We start from the raw sequence: 17,733 nt of genomic DNA, 5'->3' as shown, positions 1-17,733 counted from the left end.
GAAACGGTATTTATCCTGATTTTCTGATTTGTATCACACTGTGAGTAATTAACCGGGCACGCGGATCAGAAAGCGAAACAGAGGGCCGTGCTGTTCTACTGCCAGGCAATCGTAGCCTTTGGCGCGCGCATCTTCGGGGATGCCGTTGACCGATTGGGCACAGTCGGTGATGACTTCCAGCATCTGGCCAGCTGTCATGTCAGCCAGGGCTTCAAGGGTGGCAATAGCGTTGTACGGGCAATGTTCCCCCCGTAAATCCAGTGACAGATCCGGTTGATCATCCATCGTGCAAGTCCTTCTCTGACAGCAAAACGTCGGGCGTTGAGGTATACCAGCAGCATCGCCAGCATCAGACCGGCCAGACTGAGTAACAGGCCGGTGCCCGCCCCCAGGTACTCCAGCAGGTTGATTTTCGGATAGGGCAGGGCCAGTGCACCGCCCAGCTCATCCCAGAAGATGGCTACCAGAGTGCCACCGATGATGTTGCCGATGCCGACCACCCAGAAATGTACCTGGCCCTCCATCGCCCGGTACATCCAGCCGGTTTCGCAACCACCGGCCAGCACGATACCGATACCGAACAGCAATCCACCGAGGGCTGCATTGGGGCCCATCCAGAAGATTTTGGGTGTTGCGCCCAGGGCAATTGCACCGAAGGTACCGAGGCAGGCTACCACCATGCCCAGCAGGATGCCATAGGCGATACGGGTACGCCCGGTAGTCCACAAATCACGCGCGGCGCTGGTAAAACAGATCTGCCCGCGCTCGATCACTGCTCCGAAAAATATCCCGAACAGTACTGCCAGACCCAGTACCAACGATGCCTCAAAGCGCCAGACAGCAAAACCCAGTACCAGTACGGCGACCAGCAGACCAAGGCGATTTTGCAGGCGAGCACGTCGCGCCAGCTTGGCAGTATCAGCGAATAGTGAGCTGGGTGCCGTATCCAGGCGGAGTGGCGTGCGCAGAAATGGTAACAGGCAGAGTTTTACGCCAATCCAGGCACCGATTACCGTGGTCAGCATAAAGGCCCAGGCATGCAGTGAGAACATGGGGATACCGGTGAAAAAGGCTGCCAGATTGCAACCCATCGCCAGGCGTGCGCCAAAGCCGGCGATGATTCCGCCGATCAATCCCTGCGCCAGTCGGCGCTTACTGGTCGGCCAGCGCAGTTGCACATTACTAGCCCACAGTGCGGCACATAACGCACCGGCAAACATGCCGATGATCATGACGCCATCGATGCGTTCGAGTGGAGAGCCGTTCAGGCCAATCAGTTGAAAGTAACTCCATTGCTGCGGGGAAAAGCCGAGCAGCGCGGCAATATGCCCGCCCCAGCGGGTGAATTCGCCGGTGACAGCCCAGAAGGTACCGGTGATGGCAAAGTAATAAGCAGAAGCCACTCCCAGTGCCAGCAGCGCTGGAATGGGAGACCAGAAGCGCACCAGATACTGGGTACGAAACTCGGCAAAGGACATTTTTAAACTCCAATCGTGGGACTGTAAACGCCGCATCATAGCGCGGAAGAATGATTATTTTAACGGTAACTTGGCGCGTGCGAAGCTGTTTATGCTGCTAATGGTTGTTTGAATAGGAACGTGAGATTCAGTGTTTATCCATACGGATCATAGTTGCCAGCAGTATTCTTTTGTGATTGTTTATATTCTGATAAAAGCCATTCCGGGCAGCAGGAAAAGATTGATTGGCTGAATGGCATCAGATACTGTTGTTCCCTGCCAGGATGGCTGAAATTTCCTGCATACCCAGTTCTGTCAGCTCTTCCTGTTCCAGAGAGCCGAATAGAGTGAGCAGGGCGGCCAATACGCCTGTCCAGCCGGTCTGGTGACTGGCTCCCAGCCCAGAGCCGTCTTCACCATGGAAATATTCATAAAACAGCAGATTGTCCCGCCAGTGAGGATCGATCTGAAATTTCTCTGTGCCACCAAAAACTGGCCGCCTGCCTTGTTCATCCGGTAGGAAGATATGGAGTAATCGCCCGGCAATCATTCTGGCGATCTGAAACAAATTGTATTGTTTGCCCGAGCCAGTGGGGCATTCCATCTGGAAATCTTCTCCATAGTAGGCGTATAGCGTTAGCAACGCGCGAATGATCAGAATATTGATTGGCACCCAGATGGGGCCACGCCAGTTGGAATTGCCTCCAAACATGTTTGAAGTGGATTCACCCGGCTGGTAGTCTGCGGTGAAAGTCTGTCCGTTCCAGTGGAACTGGTAAGGGTGTTCCAGATGGTATCTGGAAAGTGACCGGATTCCGTAAGGACTCAGAAATTCCTGTTCATCGAGCATTTTCGACAGGATGCGGCGTAATTTCCCTTCATCCCCGATCGCCAGCAGGCGACGGCCTTCGACTCCAGGTGTGGTCGGACAAAAGATGTGATCAGCCAGGAATTTCCTGCGCCGGATCAGATGCTCAAAATGTTTTGCCACCAGTGGCAGTTTGTCCAGTGTGGTTTGTTCGATGACAGTCACAGCACACAAAGGCAGCAACCCAACCAGTGAGCGTACCTTGATGCGAGTCGAGTGGCCATCCGGAAAACGCAGGACATTGTAGAAAAAGCCATCCTCGTCATCCCACATATCCCGGTGTTCATCACTGATATCCTGCATGGCTGCAGCAGTTGCCATGAAGCGGTTCAAATAGGAAAGCACTCTCTGTTCGTAATCCGAGTCATGGAGACTCAGTTCTAGTGCAATCTGCAGCATATTCTGCGAGAACAGGGTCATCCAGGCAGTGGCATCCGATTGTTCCAGATGACCACCAGTCGGTAGTTCAACGCTGCGATCGAATATACCGATGTTATCCAGGCCCAGGAATCCACCTTCATATACATTCTTGTCCGGTTCACGATGCGTTTCCCACCAGCTGAAATTCCGTTCCAGGCTGGCAAAGGCAGATTTCAGAAATGACAGATCATTCTGGTCATGGTAATTCTGGCATATCTGATAAACCATGTAGACAGCCCAGGCATGAACCGGTGGATTCACATCACTGAAATTCCATTCATAGGCTGGAATTTGCCCGTTCGAGTGCTGGTAGCGGTTTTCCAGGAACAGGCCGAGCTGCTGTTTGGCAAAGACAGGGTCTATCATCGCCAGCGGCAGAGTGTGGAAAGCCGTATCCCAAACAGCAAACCATGGATATTCCCATTTATCCGGCATGGAAATGATATCCCGGCATTTCATGTGCACCCAGCTGGCATTGCGTGCATTGTGCCAGGGGTGCTCGTTCAGCCAGCGTTCCATATCGAACTCGTAATATTGTTTGGTCCATATCATGCCAGCCAGTGTCTGCCGCAGAATACGCTGCTGTTCCCTGTTCAGCTTGTCACCAGACAGGGAAGCGTAAAAATCATCTGCTTCCTTTTTCCTTTGATTGATAAGCGCATCGAAGCCGGTAAAGATTTTGTCTGCAGCGGGAGCGGGAGATTCAGCGTAACGCAGACGCAATCTGAGCACGCGGGTTTCTCCGGGAGGAATATTCAGGGTATAGTCTGCCGCCGCTTTGGTACCGTGGTTGGCGGGGTTGATGGCATCTTTCTGACCGCAGACGATATAATTATTGATACCATCTTTGGTGTAGGGGCTGGTGTTGTCAGTGCGAAAGAGTCGCCAGGCGTTGGTTTCGTTTTCACAAAACAGCAGAGTGGGTGCATCTGCACAATACAGCCGGTAATCTCCCGATTCATTGTGCCGGGTATGGATGATCCGGCAATCGCCCTGGCTTTCTTCCTGATACAACTTCGGTTTGGTCGAACCCGGTGCCCATGACCAGGTATTGCGGAACCAGAGTGTCGGTAGTATCCGCAAACCTGCTGTTTCAGGGCCGCGGTTGATGGCACTGATCCGGATCAGAATATCTTCCGGATCAGCCTTGGCATATTCTACAAAAATATCGAAATACCGGTTTTCATCGAAAATCCCGGTATCCAGCAACTCGTACTCCGCTTCCTGCCGGGAACGCCGTTCGCTGGTGGTAACTAGATTTTCATAAGGATAAGCGGCCTGCGGATATTTGTAGAGGTATTGCAGATAGCTGTGGGTGGGCGTGGCATCTAGGTAAAAATAATATTCCTTGACGTCTTCACCGTGGTTGCCCTGCAGATTGGTCACGCCAAACAGGCGTTCTTTCAGCACCGGATCGCGCCCGTTCCATAATGCCAGTGCGAAACATAGCAGTTGCCGGTCATCGCTGATACCTGCCAGGCCATCTTCCCCCCAACGGTAAGCACGCGCACCTGACTGGGAATGCGGAAAGTAATTCCAGGCATCCCCATTGTCACTGTAATCCTCCCGCACCGTGCCCCATTGTCGCTCGCTCAGATAAGGTCCCCATTTTTTCCATGGGGTTTTGCTTTCATCACACTGCCTGAGACGACTGGATTCTTCTGACATAGTGTTGCTCTTGATATTGTTTTATCCGGTTTTATGACCTTCACAACGGATTTGGCGGAATTTTTACGGAAAGAAAAGTGCTTGCTGGATAAAGAACCGGGAAAAAATATGATTCCGGTGGCGGGTTACCTTTTCTTATCGAAACGGAGGGTAATATGTTGTTTGCGGGTAGTTACCGGCCAGGCCAGTGTCAGCTTAGCTGCCTGCATGATTTTCTCAAACCCGCCTTCTGATTGTGAAACCGTGAAATGAGGGCAAGCATGGAATGCTGCCGCAGGGCTGATTTCGAGTGACAGATTGCCGCCCAGTGTGTCATCTTCCAGTGTGAGTGAGGCCAGATCGTCAAGTGCGACAGCGTTTCCGAAGCCGGACAGAGCAATGTGATCTTTGACATAACGTCCCCCTGGTCCGTCACAACTGGGCATGGCTAGGTTGATTTCTGTCTGCATACGTCCCACTACTTCATTTGTGCATGCATATGTTACCCGTAACCGGTTGCCGGAAATCTGGAAACATTTGCGTATCAGACCGATGCTTGCCACTGCCTGGAAAATGATTTCATTCTTTCGGTCAGAGGGTTGCAACTGGTAATGTAACGATTCGCCGTTCAGACGGTCGATGAAGAGAGATTGCGCATCCAGATCCGGTTCTAGATCAGCATGGCTGATTTCATGCTTGAAGCTGACCCGGTCATGCGCTGAAGCGATCCCTGATTGGTCATGTGCCGGGTTTGCTCCGGAATTCAACCGGATTTTACGGTAGTAATGTTCTGTCTGGCGGGTGAGTGTGTCAGCAAAATTATGTTTGAGTGGATAAGCATCGAGTTCACAGATACTGGCATTGCCATCCAGTTTCAGAATGATTTGTATGATTCCGTTTTGCAGATGGATTTCCTCCGTGCCATCCAGATCGGTGTCTTCCTGATACCAGGCAGCGCGGGGTATGCACTGGTCAAGCAGTGCTTCCAGTTCGACCAGATTGTTGTAAATGGCGCGCCGCAAATGAGGGAGATACAGGCCGCCGAACATTCCGTGCCAGTAGGCATCGTTGGCCTGGGCAGCATACAGGCATTGTCGCATGGCATCTGTACGCTGGCTTGCCGGTAATTGCGCATAACGTACAGAAAGACCGAGCATACGCTTGTGCATCCAGTTGGATTCAGGATAGCGCGAAAAAAAGTTTTTCCAGATCCCGCCGCGCAAAAAAGATTTGTTTTGCTCGTACCAGCCTGCTGATTTGGCTTGTTGAACTAGATCGGCATAGATATGAGCCGGTTCGGCGGGCAGTGTCCACTCGTTCATCTCGATGTAGGATGTGGTGGGAAGATAGATGATGCCACGGGTTTTTTCGTCGGCATGGTAGTCCCGGTAGTGTTGCATCCGGATGCGAGAGGAAGCGAGCACCCCCTGAATGAATTGTTCCAGCCAGCCTTGCTCGTAAACCCATTGGTAGGTCTCCGGCCAGATACCAAATTTTTCGATGTCATCAAAGTAGACTGTAGCAGGCTGACGTCCGGCAGTAGCCTGATCAGCCAATGATTCGATGAAGAGAATGGCTTCCTGTGCGGGAGAAAACGGGAGACGGTAGCGCAGAGCCTCTGAGATCGGGAAAAGATCCAGAGGGTGACCGTCTTCTTCGGTGGTGAAAAAGCCATCCAGTTCCGTTTTACGTTTGCCGGCACAGATAAAGTGGTAGTCATCCACGATCACGTAACGAATATCGCATTTTGTCAGTGCGGGGACGACCGTTGATTCCCAGACACGCTCGGTCAGCCAGGCACCTTGTGGCCGCTGACCCAGTTTTTTCTTGAGTTTGGCCGAAAAGGTCCTGAGTTGGCCAATCCGGTCGCGCTCGGGGATGGCTGCCAGCACCGGTTCGGTATCTCCCGCGCCAAACAGCTCGACTTGCCCGCGTGTGACCATTTCACGCAGTAACGCCATGTCATGTGGATAATGCTCGAACAGAAAATCCAGTAACCAGCCTGAGAAATGGACAGCGAAACGAAATTCCGGGTAACGATACAGAGTATGCAGAAACGGCTTGTAACAGCGTTCATGCGCGTCGATGACGACTTCCGGAAAATTACCGATTGGCTGGTGGGCATGAACACCAAAAAGGAATGATACGGATGAAGTCATCGGAATATTCTGCGGGTTAAGTGTTTATCGGTTGTTCCATGTTGTCTGCCCCAGGTTTTATGTATCCGGATCAGGAGGCGGCGTGTCGCATCGTGCCGCTTTCGCCGTTAGATGCTCCTCCCCGGCTGATGGGTTCGAGTATGGTGATTGGAGCGGGGATTTTCAGCAGGCGATAAAGATTGGAGAGATTCTTGCGGAAAGCCAGATCAAAGCTTTCCACTGAATGCGGTGAATTGTAATCACCAAACCACCAAAACCAGTCTGAACTTTCACATGAAGCGAGCTGTTTTCCGGCCGCCATCTTTTCTTCGTCCGTCAGACGCGGGCTTTGCATGACGAGATCGTAACTGTGTTTGGCGGCACACAACAATTCCCAGGCAAGGTTTTTATCGTGATCACCAATCCAGGTGGAAAAGCTGCCGTATACCCAGCTTCCGGCAGTAAGCACCGGTAAACGGGTTACTTCAACTTTGCTCTTGGCCAGTCCAATGCTATATTCATGGAAGGTCGTCGTACGGATATCAGGATTTTTCTCAAGCATTCCATACAGATCGTTCAGAAAGTAATAGCCGTTGTAGGGATAGGATTCCCAAGCATTTTCGCCATCCAGAATGACACTGACAACCGGGGAAGGGTTGTTACCGGTCTCGTTGCGAATCTGTTCAAGTCGTTGCATGAAATTTTCCGCAGCATCATGTCCGAACCATTTAGAGTATTCGAATCCGATCATGTCGGATAACTGGTCATCCCGGTAAAAGCACAGAATGCTGCTATTTTTGGTTTCAAACCGGTATGGTCGGTAAAGGTATGCGTTGCGGGCCGGCAAAGGTTGATCCGGGCAGGATTTGCGCAGGCTGTTAGCTAGAACGCTTTCGCCGCTGGCACACCACTGGCGGTCGTGTTCAATAAGAATGTCGAGCAGCGGTTCCGATACAGCACCTTCGGCTGGCCATACGCCAGAAGGATCACTGCCGAACCGTCTCCGATGGCTGTCAATGGCGGATTGCAGATGGGATGCCACTCGCTTGCGTCCGCCCGGATAGACGGGACTGGCAGGCAGCATGGCTTCAGGCAGGCTGTCCCGAGCGGATGTGAAATCGATCAGCAGAGGCGCAAGCGGATGATAGTGCGGTGTAGTGGAAAGCTCGATCTGTCCAGATTCCGCCAGTTTGCGGTAGCGCGGGATGATATTCTGAATGAGCCTGCCGATGAGGTGAAACAGCAGCATTCGGTCGCCATGGCTGAACAGCTTTCCCTGCGACATGAGGTTGACGATACATTCATTTTCCCGGCGTACACTTTCGCCTGTCCAGGCAAGGTGATACCACACCAGCAGATCAGCCAGATATTGGCCGGAAATGTACATGAGCTCCTTGTCACCCATTTTCTGTAGATGATCGTACAGATCCCGCAAGTACTGATAGGATGAATAAGGTCTGAGCATGGTGTCATGATTGTTCAGGAAACAGCTGTCCAGGATCAGTTGGCGCTCGGCGGGAGAAATCCGGTCGAGATCAGGTACCGCGAGCAGACGTAATAACGGATCACGAATCTTACCGTGAATAAATTGATCAGCGTAGTCTTCCAGCTGATCCAGCAGGACAGGAACGAAATTGACTACCAGTTTGATATTCGGGTGTTTTTCAAGATGGTGCGCCATGTCGGTATAGTCTTTGATGGCGTGCAGATATACCCACGGCAGCATGAATTCGCCGGTTTTATAGTCCCGATAATCTGGCTGGTGCATGTGCCAGAGCAGTACGAGATCAAGAGTGGAAGAACGTCTGGTCATTGTATATCAGTTCATGTACAGAAGTTGATGATGGTTATCCGGCTTTCCAGCCGGACTGGAAAATTCAACGGATATAGTGGATACGCTGCCTCAGCATTTCCGGTGTGATCAGCGTAATCCCGTCATCCGTGACATAGAAGTGTTTCCTGTCTTCATCAGGATCGAAACCAACTTTGAGGCCTTCAGGTATCTGGCATTCCTTTTCCACCACTACTCGTTTGAGATAGATATGCTGGTCAATATTGACATTGGGAAGGATGACCGAATCTTCAATGGTGCTGTAGCTCCGTATCTGAACGTTGGAAAACAGCAGGGAGCGGCGTACCGTTGCACCACTGATAATACATCCGCCGGATACCATTGAATCCAGTGCCTGACCACGGCGATCATCGTCGTCAAATACAAATTTGGCAGGGGGCAGTTGTTCCTGATATGTCCAGATCGGCCAGTCTTCATCGTACAGATTCAGATCCGGCGTGACAGTCGTGAGATCGATATTGGCTTTCCAGTATGCATCTACTGTACCCACATCACGCCAGTAAGGCACACCTGAAGCCATATTGACACAACTGTTCTGGAAGCGGTGTGCGTATACCCGGGCATTAATTGCCACCAGACGGGGTATTACATCCTTGCCGAAATCATGTGAGGACTGATCCATGTCGTGATCCTGGATCAGTTGTTCGTACAGGAATTTTGCATTGAAGACATAAATGCCCATACTGACCAGAGAATGACCGGGTTTTCCGGGAATCGGAGCCGGGTGTTCAGGCTTTTCGGCGAAGCTGGTGATACGCCAGTTGTCATCCACCGCCATGACACCGAATGCACTGGCATCTGCAACCGGTACTTCCAGGCAGGCAATCGTCAGATCTGCCTGTTTTTCGACGTGTTCTGCCAGTATCCGGCCATAATCCATTTTGTAGATATGATCACCGCCGAGGATCAGCACATAGCTGGGGTTATGTGTGCGGAGAATGTCGAGATTCTGGAAGACTGCATCAGCCGTGCCCTGATACCATGTTCCATCTTCTGTACGTTGCTGTGCGGGTAACAGTTCAATGAATTCCTTGAAGCGGCCATCGAGGAAACTCCAGCCGCGCTGGATATGACGTATCAGACTCTGTGCCTTATATTGCGTAACGACACCAATGCGGCGGACACCTGAATTGACGCAATTGGATAGCGTGAAATCGATAATGCGGAATTTTCCGCCGAACGGAACAGCTGGTTTTGCACGCCAGTCCGTCAGATTTTTGAGCCGGGTTCCCCGGCCGCCTGCCAGAATCAGTGCAAGTGTATTACGGGTAAGTGTACTGACGAAACGCGGATTATCATTCGCCTGGACAGCTGGTTGAACTTTCATGGTCTCCTCGCTGATTTGCAGTGTTCTAAAAAACCGCATACCCTATTCGTCTATTCATCTTACTTGATCCGAATAACCATTACCAGCCACCATTACCGGCCATCATTGCAAATATTGGCAAATCCATATCAATGAAATCCTTATCTTTTCCATTCTCGGGTTCGGCAGAGGATTCTGCACGATCATTGTTACTGGCTGGCAGGCTGTACAATCCCTGTTCCTTTCTGGGAATGCACTCTGTTCCAAATGGGAAGCTGGTCAGAGTGTTTCAGCCTTATATGTCAAGGGTGTGGCTGCGTACCCTGTCAGGCTATCAGCTAATGCGATGCGTACATCAGGACGGGATCTTCGAATGGGAAGGCGAAGGTATTATGCACCCCTATTTGCTGCGGATGGAAAATGCATCAACCAAGATGATCGAAGAACGGCATGATCCCTATGCCTTCCCTGCACAGATCTCAGGTCATGACTTGTATCTGTTCAATGAAGGGCGTCTGCTTCAAGCTTACCGTATGCTGGGCGCTCACCAGGTCAGGAATCATGGTGTCACTGGCATACGTTTTGCCGTATGGGCGCCCAATGCTGAACGGATCAGTGTCGTTGGGGATTTCAATCACTGGGATGGAAGAGTATGTCCTATGACAGTGCATGACCACAGTGGGGTGTGGGAGCTGTTCATTCCAGATTTACCCGAAGGAGCAGTGTATAAATACGAAATCCGCAGTCGGATTAGCGGCGAGATCCTGCTCAAGACGGATCCTTATGCAAACATATATGAACTACGTCCTAATAATGCAGCACTGATCCCGGCCGAGCAAAAATACAACTGGAATGATGATGACTGGATGGCCCGGCGCAAGGGGTGGGACTGGCTGCATGCCCCCCTCAATATCTATGAGTTGCATGTAGGCTCGTGGAAACGCCATCCGGATGGCAGATTCTATTCCTACCAGGAGCTTGCCGATCATTTGATTCCTTATCTGCAGGATATGGGTTATTCCCATGTTGAATTGCTGCCGATATCGGAACATCCACTGGATGAATCATGGGGGTATCAGACAACTGGCTATTTTGCGGTAACGAGCCGCTATGGCAGCCCGGAAGCGTTCATGAGTTTTGTGGACAGGTGTCATCAGGCCGGGATTGGTGTGATTCTCGACTGGGTTCCCGCACATTTTCCGCAGGACAGTTTTTCACTGGCACGGTTTGATGGCACGGCCCTGTATGAGCATGAAGATCCACGGCTGGGCTACCACCACGACTGGGGAACGTATATTTTCAATTACGGCCGCAACGAGGTGAAATCTTTTCTGCTCTCCAGTGCCCATTACTGGCTGTCTATTTTCCACATCGATGGTTTACGTGTGGATGCAGTGGCTTCCATGCTTTATCTGAACTACTCACGCAAGGAAGGAGAATGGCTGCCAAACCGCTATGGCGGACATGAAAATCTGGAGGCGATCGAGTTTCTACGGGCGCTGAATACTATGGTGCACGGGGAATTCCCGGGAGCACTCACATTTGCTGAAGAGTCTACCTCCTGGCCGGCAGTATCTCGCCCGGCCTACCTTGGCGGACTGGGCTTCTCCATGAAATGGAACATGGGATGGATGAACGATACGCTGGACTATATGCGGCATGACCCGATACACCGGTGCTACCACCACAACGAGCTGACATTCAACCAGCTCTATGCTTACACCGAAAATTTCGTACTGCCGTTTTCTCATGATGAAGTCGTGCATGGGAAAAAATCTTTGCTGGACAAGATGCCGGGCGATGGCTGGCAAAAATTTGCCAACCTGCGCCTGCTGTTTACCTATCAGATGACCTGCCCGGGTAAGAAAATTAACTTCATGGGGAATGAACTCGGCCAAGGGCATGAATGGCGCGTTGGCCATGAACTTGACTGGTATCTGCTGGAACGTGGTCCGCATAGTGGTATGCAGGCTTTGATGCGGGATCTGAATCATCTCTACCTGAACACCCCCGCTTTGTACGAGCTGGATTTTTTTACCGAAGGTTTTTCCTGGATTGATTGTCATGATGTGGAACAATCGGTCATCAGCTACCAGCGTCGCGCCAGAGATGGATCCTTTATGCTGATAGTGCTCAACTTCACTCCTGTGCCGCGTACCGGTTACTGTGTTGGCGTGCCGGAATCCAGAATCTACCAGGAAGTATTCAATAGCGATTCAGTCCACTATCACGGCAGTAACATCGGTAATCCAGGAAAAATTAACCCGACCAGGCAACCATGGTCCGACCAGCTTGATTCCATCATCATTACACTGCCTCCGCTGGCAGGTATTATTTTGAAAACCGCAGATGACTAACCACCTTGGTTTGTACAGGAAAGAGTGCCAAAGATACCATTTTCGTGAGGTCACAGGATCCAGTGCTTTTATTACCGCTGGTGCTCGATGCTTCACACTTTGAAGTTCGCAAAGATAGCAAGAGTAGAAACTCGAATTGCCTTGATATGCCACTTTCGTAGAGAATAAGAATCGTCGTCATTATGGGTGGCGATCCAGTCGGTCGGAGAGTCAATAATAACTAAGATTCGGATTGTTTCAGGCTTCGTGGCGAACTTCTGCCTGATATTCCAATCTCATAGCAGATAGTGTGTATGTCAATCTGTTATCTGAATTAAGTTCTTCTGTAATCTGTTTCAATTGAGTACCGCATTGTTGAATTTTAAATTGTTCTCAAACCTTTGATCTGAATGCGTTAACTTACTGCTGGCCATATATTCTTTGGGAATAACTACTCTGGTTGGGAATCCCGCTAAAGGATAAAAAAGCGGGTAAAAATATTCTTGATGGATGAATAGGTGAGCTTAAGTTAAACCATTTTATGACGATAACAAAAATATGATGTTGCACTGACTAACCATCTTATATTTTTGATATTCAATAAAAAATAAAATGAAACTTTTTAAGAGCATACCTAACCCGAGAGAAATTCGTCAGAAATTGGGATTGAACCAGCATGAGTTCTGGAGCAAGGTGGGTGTCACCCAGAGTGGTGGTTCGCGCTATGAAAGTGGGCGGGAAATGCCGAAGGCAGTGAGAGAGTTATTGAGGCTGGTCCATATTGAACATGTCGATCTGACTAAAATAAAGCGGGATGATCTGATCGTTGCAGCAATGCTGAAGGTCCAGTATCCCGATTTATATAAAAATCTCAAGAAATCAGCCAAGCAGTTGAAATGATTATGATATTTTCAAACCACTGCTGTTTTTAAAAGGCGGTTTTTACAGGTATTCCAAGCATCTGGATTTTGTCAGCGAAAGTCTTTATCCAATCCGGATCAACTTTCGATAGGTCGGATGCTTCGGGTTGTAAAGCCGGGCGCGCCAGGGTGTACAGTAATACTCCCTGAATTCGGGTTCCTTCCTGTAAAAGAGTGCGGACAAAGCTGATATACGCATCAGTTTCATGAATATCCGGGTGTACCCCTTTCAGTTTGAATACACAGGTCTGCAACCAGGTCGGACAGAGTGATGCAGCTGTTTGCAGATTTTCGCGCATACGTTGCAGACTTGCGCGGGTGTTGTTGATGCGCAGGCGTCCGGTTTGCGTAACGCTGTCCAGCTTGAACCAGACTTCACCATTGAGCTCCGCCATCAGTCGCAACCCCTGTTGTACATACATTCGGTTGATCAGGCTTCCATTGGTGATGAGCACCAGTTTGAGTTCTTTCGGCAGAGGGAAGTCAGCTTTTACTCTGCCGATGATCTCGATGATCTGCTCAAATTCTCGTGCACTGGTCGGTTCACCATTTCCGGATAAGGCGATATCTTTGATTATTCTGGTTTCAGGCGGGACTTTTTCCTGCATGAAGTTTCCATGAACCAGTTCGTGCAGAAAATCACGCAGCTCCTGCTCCAGCCTGACCAAATCGATGGCAGGTGCAGTGCCACGCTTGAGATCGGGTACCTGGCAGTAAATGCAGCGCCAGTTGCATGCGTTGTTGGGGTTGAGGTTGATACCGATGGATACGCCACCTGCGCGGCGGGAAACGACCGGATAAACGTAAGTTAGTCCGGCGCTGTCACGGCTGTGGTCATCCTGGCTTAATCGTCCGGTAGAAGGTGACAATGCTATAATTTCCGGGATGTTGATTACACGAAAATTTGAATTCGATGCGGGTCATCGTATCTCCACACACCTGAGCCAATGCCGCAATCTGCACGGGCACCGTTATGTATTGGAAGTTACGATTTCAGGGGGTATTATCGCCGATGCCGGGGTGCCGGAGCAAGGCATGGTTATGGATTTCTCCGATGTCAAACGCGTTATCAGAGAAGCCTTGGTGGATCGGTGGGATCATGCCTTTCTGGTTTACGCTGGTGATACTCGCGTGCTGGAATTTCTGCAATCGCTGGAAAATCATAAAACGTTTGTCTTGGAAGTGCAGCCCACGGCGGAGAATCTCGCTCTGATTGCTTTCGATATATTGCACCACACATTCCAGAGCAGATACGCGGGTAGGTTGGAGCTGGAGCACGTACGTCTGTTTGAAACTCCCAACTGCTGGGCGGATGTGGATAAAGCTGTCTTCAAATCTGCAACAGCCGGGAGGATCACGGAATCATAGACAGAAGCGTTTATATTTTTCCGATACTATTTCTTAACTGTAAAACCAGATAGCGTTAGTTTTAAATCCTATGTTTGTCGATTCTCATTGTCACCTTGATTTTCCCGATCTTGCCAGCAGCCTGGATGAGTTGCTGGCAAACATGCAAACCAGCCAGGTCACTCATGCGCTATGTGTGGGCGTTAATCTGGAAAACTTTCCGCGTGTGCTCGCTCTGGCTGAATTACATCCTAATCTCTTTGCTTCGGTGGGCGTACATCCCGATTATGAAGATACGGTGGAGCCAGAGGTAGAACAATTGCTGAAGCTGGCGGATCATGCAAAGGTCGTTGCGCTGGGGGAAACCGGTCTGGATTATTTCCGGCTGAAGGGTGATCTCGATTGGCAGCGTGAGCGATTCCGGCGACATATCCGTGCCGCCAGGCAGTGCGGCAAGCCTTTGATCATCCACACCCGTGCTGCTGCAGAGGATACGTTGCGTATCATGGAAGAAGAGGGAGCAGCTAGCGTCGGGGGTGTCATGCATTGCTTTACCGAATCCTGGGAAATTGCCAGACGTGCGCTCGATTTGAATTTTTATATTTCATTTTCTGGAATCGTGACATTCAAGAATGCGGCAATCATCAAAGAGGTAGCAAAAAAAGTACCTGCTGACAGAATGCTGATCGAAACAGATTCACCCTACCTTGCTCCTGTTCCTCATCGGGGCGAAACTAATCAGCCTGCATTCGTCCGACATGTCGCCGAGGAAATTGCCCGTTTGCGCGAAACGACACTCGCCGAAATTGCTGCGGTAACGACAAATAACTTCTTCAACTTATTCAAGGTGGTTTGAGATGAACAGATCCCTGTGGACACAATGGAGTATTGCATCAGTCATCGTTCTGTTTTGTGCCTTTTGTCTGTATTCACCTGCCCATGCCGGGGTTGATGAGGATTTGATTCGAGCGGTCGAAGACAATAAGACTCACCGTGTCAGAGATTTGCTAATGAAAGGCGCAAGTCCGGATGTGCGTGATCTGCAAGGTGAAACGGCTCTGATGCTGGCGGCCCGCAATAAAAATCCGGAATTGGGAGGATTACTGCTGGAGGCCGGTGCAAATCCGGATCTTCGCAATAAATATGGTGAGACGGCTACCATGCTGGCGTGTTATTACGGGCAGCTGGATCTGGTCAAGCGACTATATGCAAAAGGTGCCAAAATCGACCATGATGGATGGAACCCGCTGATCTATGCCGCCAGTAAGGGCTATAAGGAGATCGTTGAATTCCTGCTGAATTACGGAGTGAGGATCGATGCTACGACCGATAACGGCACGACAGCACTTATGATGGCAGTGCGTGGCAATCATTACGATACCGTAGAGCTGCTGCTGGAACACGGTGCAAATGCATTGGTCCGAAATGAAGCTGACGGTACGGCCCTGGGCTGGGCCAGGAAACAAGGACATACCAGCATTGTACAGTTGCTGACGCGTAACGGTACAGCGGATTGAGTGTTTACTAACGTATGTAGTTCGTGGTCGCAAATCAGTATATTGCAGTACTGCTTTGGCTGGAGTATCAGGTGATGGAGTAGGGGAGAGGTAATATCGCCAACTGCGGGCCACTCAGTGTTTTCCAGTGGATGGGGCCGGCTTCCACGCTGCTGGTCTGAATTACAGCAAGAACATCAACTCCACCCGCAGGTGCAGGTGCAGCGTGAGCAATCATACCGCATGCCTGATCACCAGTATCTGTACCGAACAAACTATCACCTGCTGCAATATCCTGGGATGAATCTATATCCAGATGAGCCAAGTACATACGGCGCTTTATTTTGCCGAGGTATTGGGTGCGAGCGACGATTTCCTGCCCGGGGTAGCATCCTTTCTTGAAACTGACTCCGCCAATGATATCCAGATTGACCATTTGCGGAATGAAATGCTCCTGAGTGGCATTGAAGATGGCGGGGATTCCTTCACGAATTTCCAGCCAGTCCCAGACTGCAGCACCCGCACGATGTGTGTGTTTGTTCAGTCGTTCCCACAATAAGGGTGCCTGCGTTGAAGTTGTTATGATTTCAAACCGGTTTTCACTGTGGCAAATGACCTGCCCGTCCAGAATGGAGGTTACGGCCAATGGCACCGGTGAAATGGCCGTATCTGGCAGTGTACCTTGTAACAATGCCAGTGCATTCTTACCGGCAATCCCCATACGGATGAAATCATCAGTGTTGTCCTGGATCGATACTTTTGCCCGCAACACAAACATTTTCAGGCGCCTGGCCATCGTTTCTACCTGTTCGACCGGGAGTTGCATCAGATAACTGTTATCAGAAACATCTTGCCACATCAGGAAACTGCCCAGCAGACGGCCTTTGGGCGTACAGTAGCCGCCGTGACTGGCTTGTGTGGAATCAATCGAGCGGACATCACAACTCAACTGCCCCTGCAGAAAATTTTGTGCATCCTCACCAGAAAAACGGATCAGGCCAAGGTGAGAGAGATCGATCAATACCGAGCCCGATGCTGCTTGTGCCAGTTCGGCAGCAGGTTGTCCAAAATGTAGTACCCGCTTCTGCTCGATATGAGCATTACGGTGGGTCAGAAATGTAAACCAGTCGGGATTCATGGGTAAGTGTGAAAAGCGTTATGTTGGGTGATCCGGTAACCAGTCAATGAATGTACTCTCAATCCAGTTGCAACCCTCCAGTCGCTTGGCTGTGCTGCTGAGTCTCGCGCATTGTACGGCAGCCGGCGTATTCTGGCCATTGGCACTACCTGTGGCAATGAAGCTTATCATCGCTCTGCTGCTGGCAGGCAGCCTCTATTATTACTTGCGACGCTATGCATGGCTCATTTCACCGCGATCCATCACCACCCTACATCTGACGGGTAGAAACGGTTGCAGAATAAAAACACGTACAGATGAATATATCGACACTGTCATCGATACCAGTACTTTTGTCGCACCTTACATGAGCGTGCTCTGCCTGCGGAAGGGACGAACCAGGCATTATTATACGGTGGTTATCTTGCCGGACAGCATCGATGCAGACAGCTTCAGACGATTGCGCGTCTGGCTGCGATGGAAATGGCAGGATGGCTCTTCTGATAGAGAAAAACGGAGTTGACGGAGCTTATGTGGGGCACTGTTTTACAGATGTATTGCAGCGTTGAGTTCGGTGTGAAGGGGCCCACCATTCACCGCTTACCTGTGTTTTGCATTTTATCTGCAAAACACAGTGTGTGGCCATGTGAGACTTAATCAGAGGCTCCTTAATCTGTAATTTGCTAGCCAGGGCCCGTTTTCTGAGGATCATGAAAACAATAATCCGGGCGGGAGTTCCTTAGTATAATCCCGAAGATTCCGGTCAGTTGTCAGGCGGAATTCGTAACCTGCTGAAAAAATCATTATCCCGTGGTTTTGCGTATGCATG

The 17,733-nt window shown here is 50.4% G+C and carries 14 protein-coding genes; 6 read left to right on the top strand and 8 right to left on the bottom strand.

The window, feature by feature from the left end; all coding sequences use genetic code 11:
* Nucleotides 1-48: 48 nt before the first annotated feature.
* The 6 genes from yedF to glgC all read right to left on the bottom strand — a co-directional run bounded on the left by yedF (nt 49) and on the right by glgC (nt 9,709).
* Entirely contained in the window at nt 49-285 is a 237-nt protein-coding gene (gene yedF, locus ABUL11_RS04985) for a sulfurtransferase-like selenium metabolism protein YedF (protein WP_350282760.1), read from the bottom strand.
* A complete protein-coding gene (gene yedE, locus ABUL11_RS04980) occupies nt 195-1,514 on the bottom strand; it encodes a selenium metabolism membrane protein YedE/FdhT (RefSeq protein WP_350282768.1) in 1,320 nt (439 codons plus the stop codon). The genes yedF and yedE overlap by 91 nt, the downstream gene beginning before the upstream one ends.
* A 202-nt stretch (nt 1,515-1,716) precedes the next feature.
* Nucleotides 1,717-4,413 carry an MGH1-like glycoside hydrolase domain-containing protein gene (locus tag ABUL11_RS04975; RefSeq protein WP_350282759.1) on the bottom strand — a complete coding sequence of 899 codons (2,697 nt, stop codon included), beginning with the start codon at nt 4,411-4,413 and terminating at the stop codon, nt 1,717-1,719.
* 125 nt (nt 4,414-4,538) lie between these two features.
* Nucleotides 4,539-6,551 carry an alpha-amylase/4-alpha-glucanotransferase domain-containing protein gene (locus ABUL11_RS04970; RefSeq protein WP_350282758.1) on the bottom strand — a complete coding sequence of 671 codons (2,013 nt, stop codon included), beginning with the start codon at nt 6,549-6,551 and terminating at the stop codon, nt 4,539-4,541.
* A gap of 70 nt (nt 6,552-6,621) precedes the next feature.
* Nucleotides 6,622-8,343 (bottom strand): glycoside hydrolase family 57 protein, encoded by a 1,722-nt coding sequence (locus tag ABUL11_RS04965; RefSeq protein ID WP_350282757.1) that lies wholly within the window; start codon nt 8,341-8,343, stop codon nt 6,622-6,624.
* Nucleotides 8,344-8,407: 64 nt separating this feature from the next.
* On the bottom strand, nt 8,408-9,709 hold the full coding sequence (glgC, locus tag ABUL11_RS04960) for a glucose-1-phosphate adenylyltransferase (protein ID WP_350282756.1): 1,302 nt from the start codon (nt 9,707-9,709) through the stop codon (nt 8,408-8,410).
* 131 nt (nt 9,710-9,840) lie between these two features.
* On the opposite strand from glgC, the gene glgB reads away from it, so the two are divergent.
* Together glgB and ABUL11_RS04950 are read left to right on the top strand one after the other, a co-directional pair.
* Nucleotides 9,841-12,045, top strand: coding sequence for a 1,4-alpha-glucan branching protein GlgB (gene glgB / locus ABUL11_RS04955; RefSeq protein WP_350282755.1), 2,205 nt, complete (start codon nt 9,841-9,843; stop codon nt 12,043-12,045).
* 591 nt (nt 12,046-12,636) lie between these two features.
* Nucleotides 12,637-12,924: a helix-turn-helix domain-containing protein gene (locus ABUL11_RS04950; RefSeq protein WP_350282754.1), complete on the top strand. Its 288-nt coding sequence runs from the start codon at nt 12,637-12,639 to the stop codon at nt 12,922-12,924.
* A 28-nt stretch (nt 12,925-12,952) separates the two neighbouring features.
* Here ABUL11_RS04950 and ABUL11_RS04945 read toward each other — a convergent pair whose 3' ends face one another.
* Entirely contained in the window at nt 12,953-13,813 is an 861-nt protein-coding gene (locus ABUL11_RS04945; protein WP_350282753.1) for a radical SAM protein, read from the bottom strand.
* A gap of 16 nt (nt 13,814-13,829) precedes the next feature.
* On the opposite strand from ABUL11_RS04945, the gene queD reads away from it, so the two are divergent.
* The 3 genes from queD (at nt 13,830) to ABUL11_RS04930 (ending at nt 15,808) form a co-directional block, all read left to right on the top strand.
* The gene (gene queD / locus ABUL11_RS04940) at nt 13,830-14,312 is read left to right on the top strand and encodes a 6-carboxytetrahydropterin synthase QueD (protein ID WP_350282752.1); all 483 of its coding nucleotides are present in this window, start codon (nt 13,830-13,832) and stop codon (nt 14,310-14,312) included.
* A gap of 70 nt (nt 14,313-14,382) precedes the next feature.
* Nucleotides 14,383-15,147, top strand: a complete 765-nt coding sequence (locus ABUL11_RS04935) for a TatD family hydrolase (RefSeq protein WP_350282751.1) — start codon at nt 14,383-14,385, stop codon at nt 15,145-15,147.
* Between the two features lies 1 nt (nt 15,148).
* On the top strand, nt 15,149-15,808 hold the full coding sequence (locus ABUL11_RS04930) for an ankyrin repeat domain-containing protein (protein WP_350282750.1): 660 nt from the start codon (nt 15,149-15,151) through the stop codon (nt 15,806-15,808).
* Nucleotides 15,809-15,875: 67 nt separating this feature from the next.
* Here the strand turns inward: ABUL11_RS04930 and ygfZ are convergent, their stop codons facing one another.
* Entirely contained in the window at nt 15,876-16,925 is a 1,050-nt protein-coding gene (gene ygfZ / locus ABUL11_RS04925; protein WP_350282749.1) for a CAF17-like 4Fe-4S cluster assembly/insertion protein YgfZ, read from the bottom strand.
* Nucleotides 16,926-16,971: 46 nt separating this feature from the next.
* Here ygfZ and ABUL11_RS04920 point away from each other — a divergent pair, with 46 nt between their 5' ends.
* Complete coding sequence (locus tag ABUL11_RS04920; RefSeq protein WP_350282748.1) at nt 16,972-17,427, top strand: protein YgfX; 456 nt, start codon at nt 16,972-16,974, stop codon at nt 17,425-17,427.
* Nucleotides 17,428-17,733 lie beyond the last annotated feature (306 nt).

This window comes from Nitrosomonas sp. (genome assembly GCF_040256045.1).
Lineage (GTDB): Bacteria > Pseudomonadota > Gammaproteobacteria > Burkholderiales > Nitrosomonadaceae > Nitrosomonas.
Note: the sequence above shows the minus strand (reverse complement) of the source record. Positions and strands in the feature narration are given on the sequence as shown.

Coding starts and splice junctions, on each gene's coding strand:
- yedE (WP_350282768.1), bottom strand. CDS start 1,514: ATGCGGCGTTTACAGTCCCACGATTGGAGTTTAAAAATGTCCTTTGCC.
- glgB (WP_350282755.1), top strand. CDS start 9,841: ATGAAATCCTTATCTTTTCCATTCTCGGGTTCGGCAGAGGATTCTGCA.
- ygfZ (WP_350282749.1), bottom strand. CDS start 16,925: ATGAATCCCGACTGGTTTACATTTCTGACCCACCGTAATGCTCATATC.
- ABUL11_RS04930 (WP_350282750.1), top strand. CDS start 15,149: ATGAACAGATCCCTGTGGACACAATGGAGTATTGCATCAGTCATCGTT.
- glgC (WP_350282756.1), bottom strand. CDS start 9,709: ATGAAAGTTCAACCAGCTGTCCAGGCGAATGATAATCCGCGTTTCGTC.
- ABUL11_RS04920 (WP_350282748.1), top strand. CDS start 16,972: ATGAATGTACTCTCAATCCAGTTGCAACCCTCCAGTCGCTTGGCTGTG.
- queD (WP_350282752.1), top strand. CDS start 13,830: ATGTTGATTACACGAAAATTTGAATTCGATGCGGGTCATCGTATCTCC.
- ABUL11_RS04950 (WP_350282754.1), top strand. CDS start 12,637: ATGAAACTTTTTAAGAGCATACCTAACCCGAGAGAAATTCGTCAGAAA.
- ABUL11_RS04975 (WP_350282759.1), bottom strand. CDS start 4,413: ATGTCAGAAGAATCCAGTCGTCTCAGGCAGTGTGATGAAAGCAAAACC.
- ABUL11_RS04935 (WP_350282751.1), top strand. CDS start 14,383: ATGTTTGTCGATTCTCATTGTCACCTTGATTTTCCCGATCTTGCCAGC.
- ABUL11_RS04970 (WP_350282758.1), bottom strand. CDS start 6,551: ATGACTTCATCCGTATCATTCCTTTTTGGTGTTCATGCCCACCAGCCA.
- ABUL11_RS04965 (WP_350282757.1), bottom strand. CDS start 8,343: ATGACCAGACGTTCTTCCACTCTTGATCTCGTACTGCTCTGGCACATG.
- yedF (WP_350282760.1), bottom strand. CDS start 285: ATGGATGATCAACCGGATCTGTCACTGGATTTACGGGGGGAACATTGC.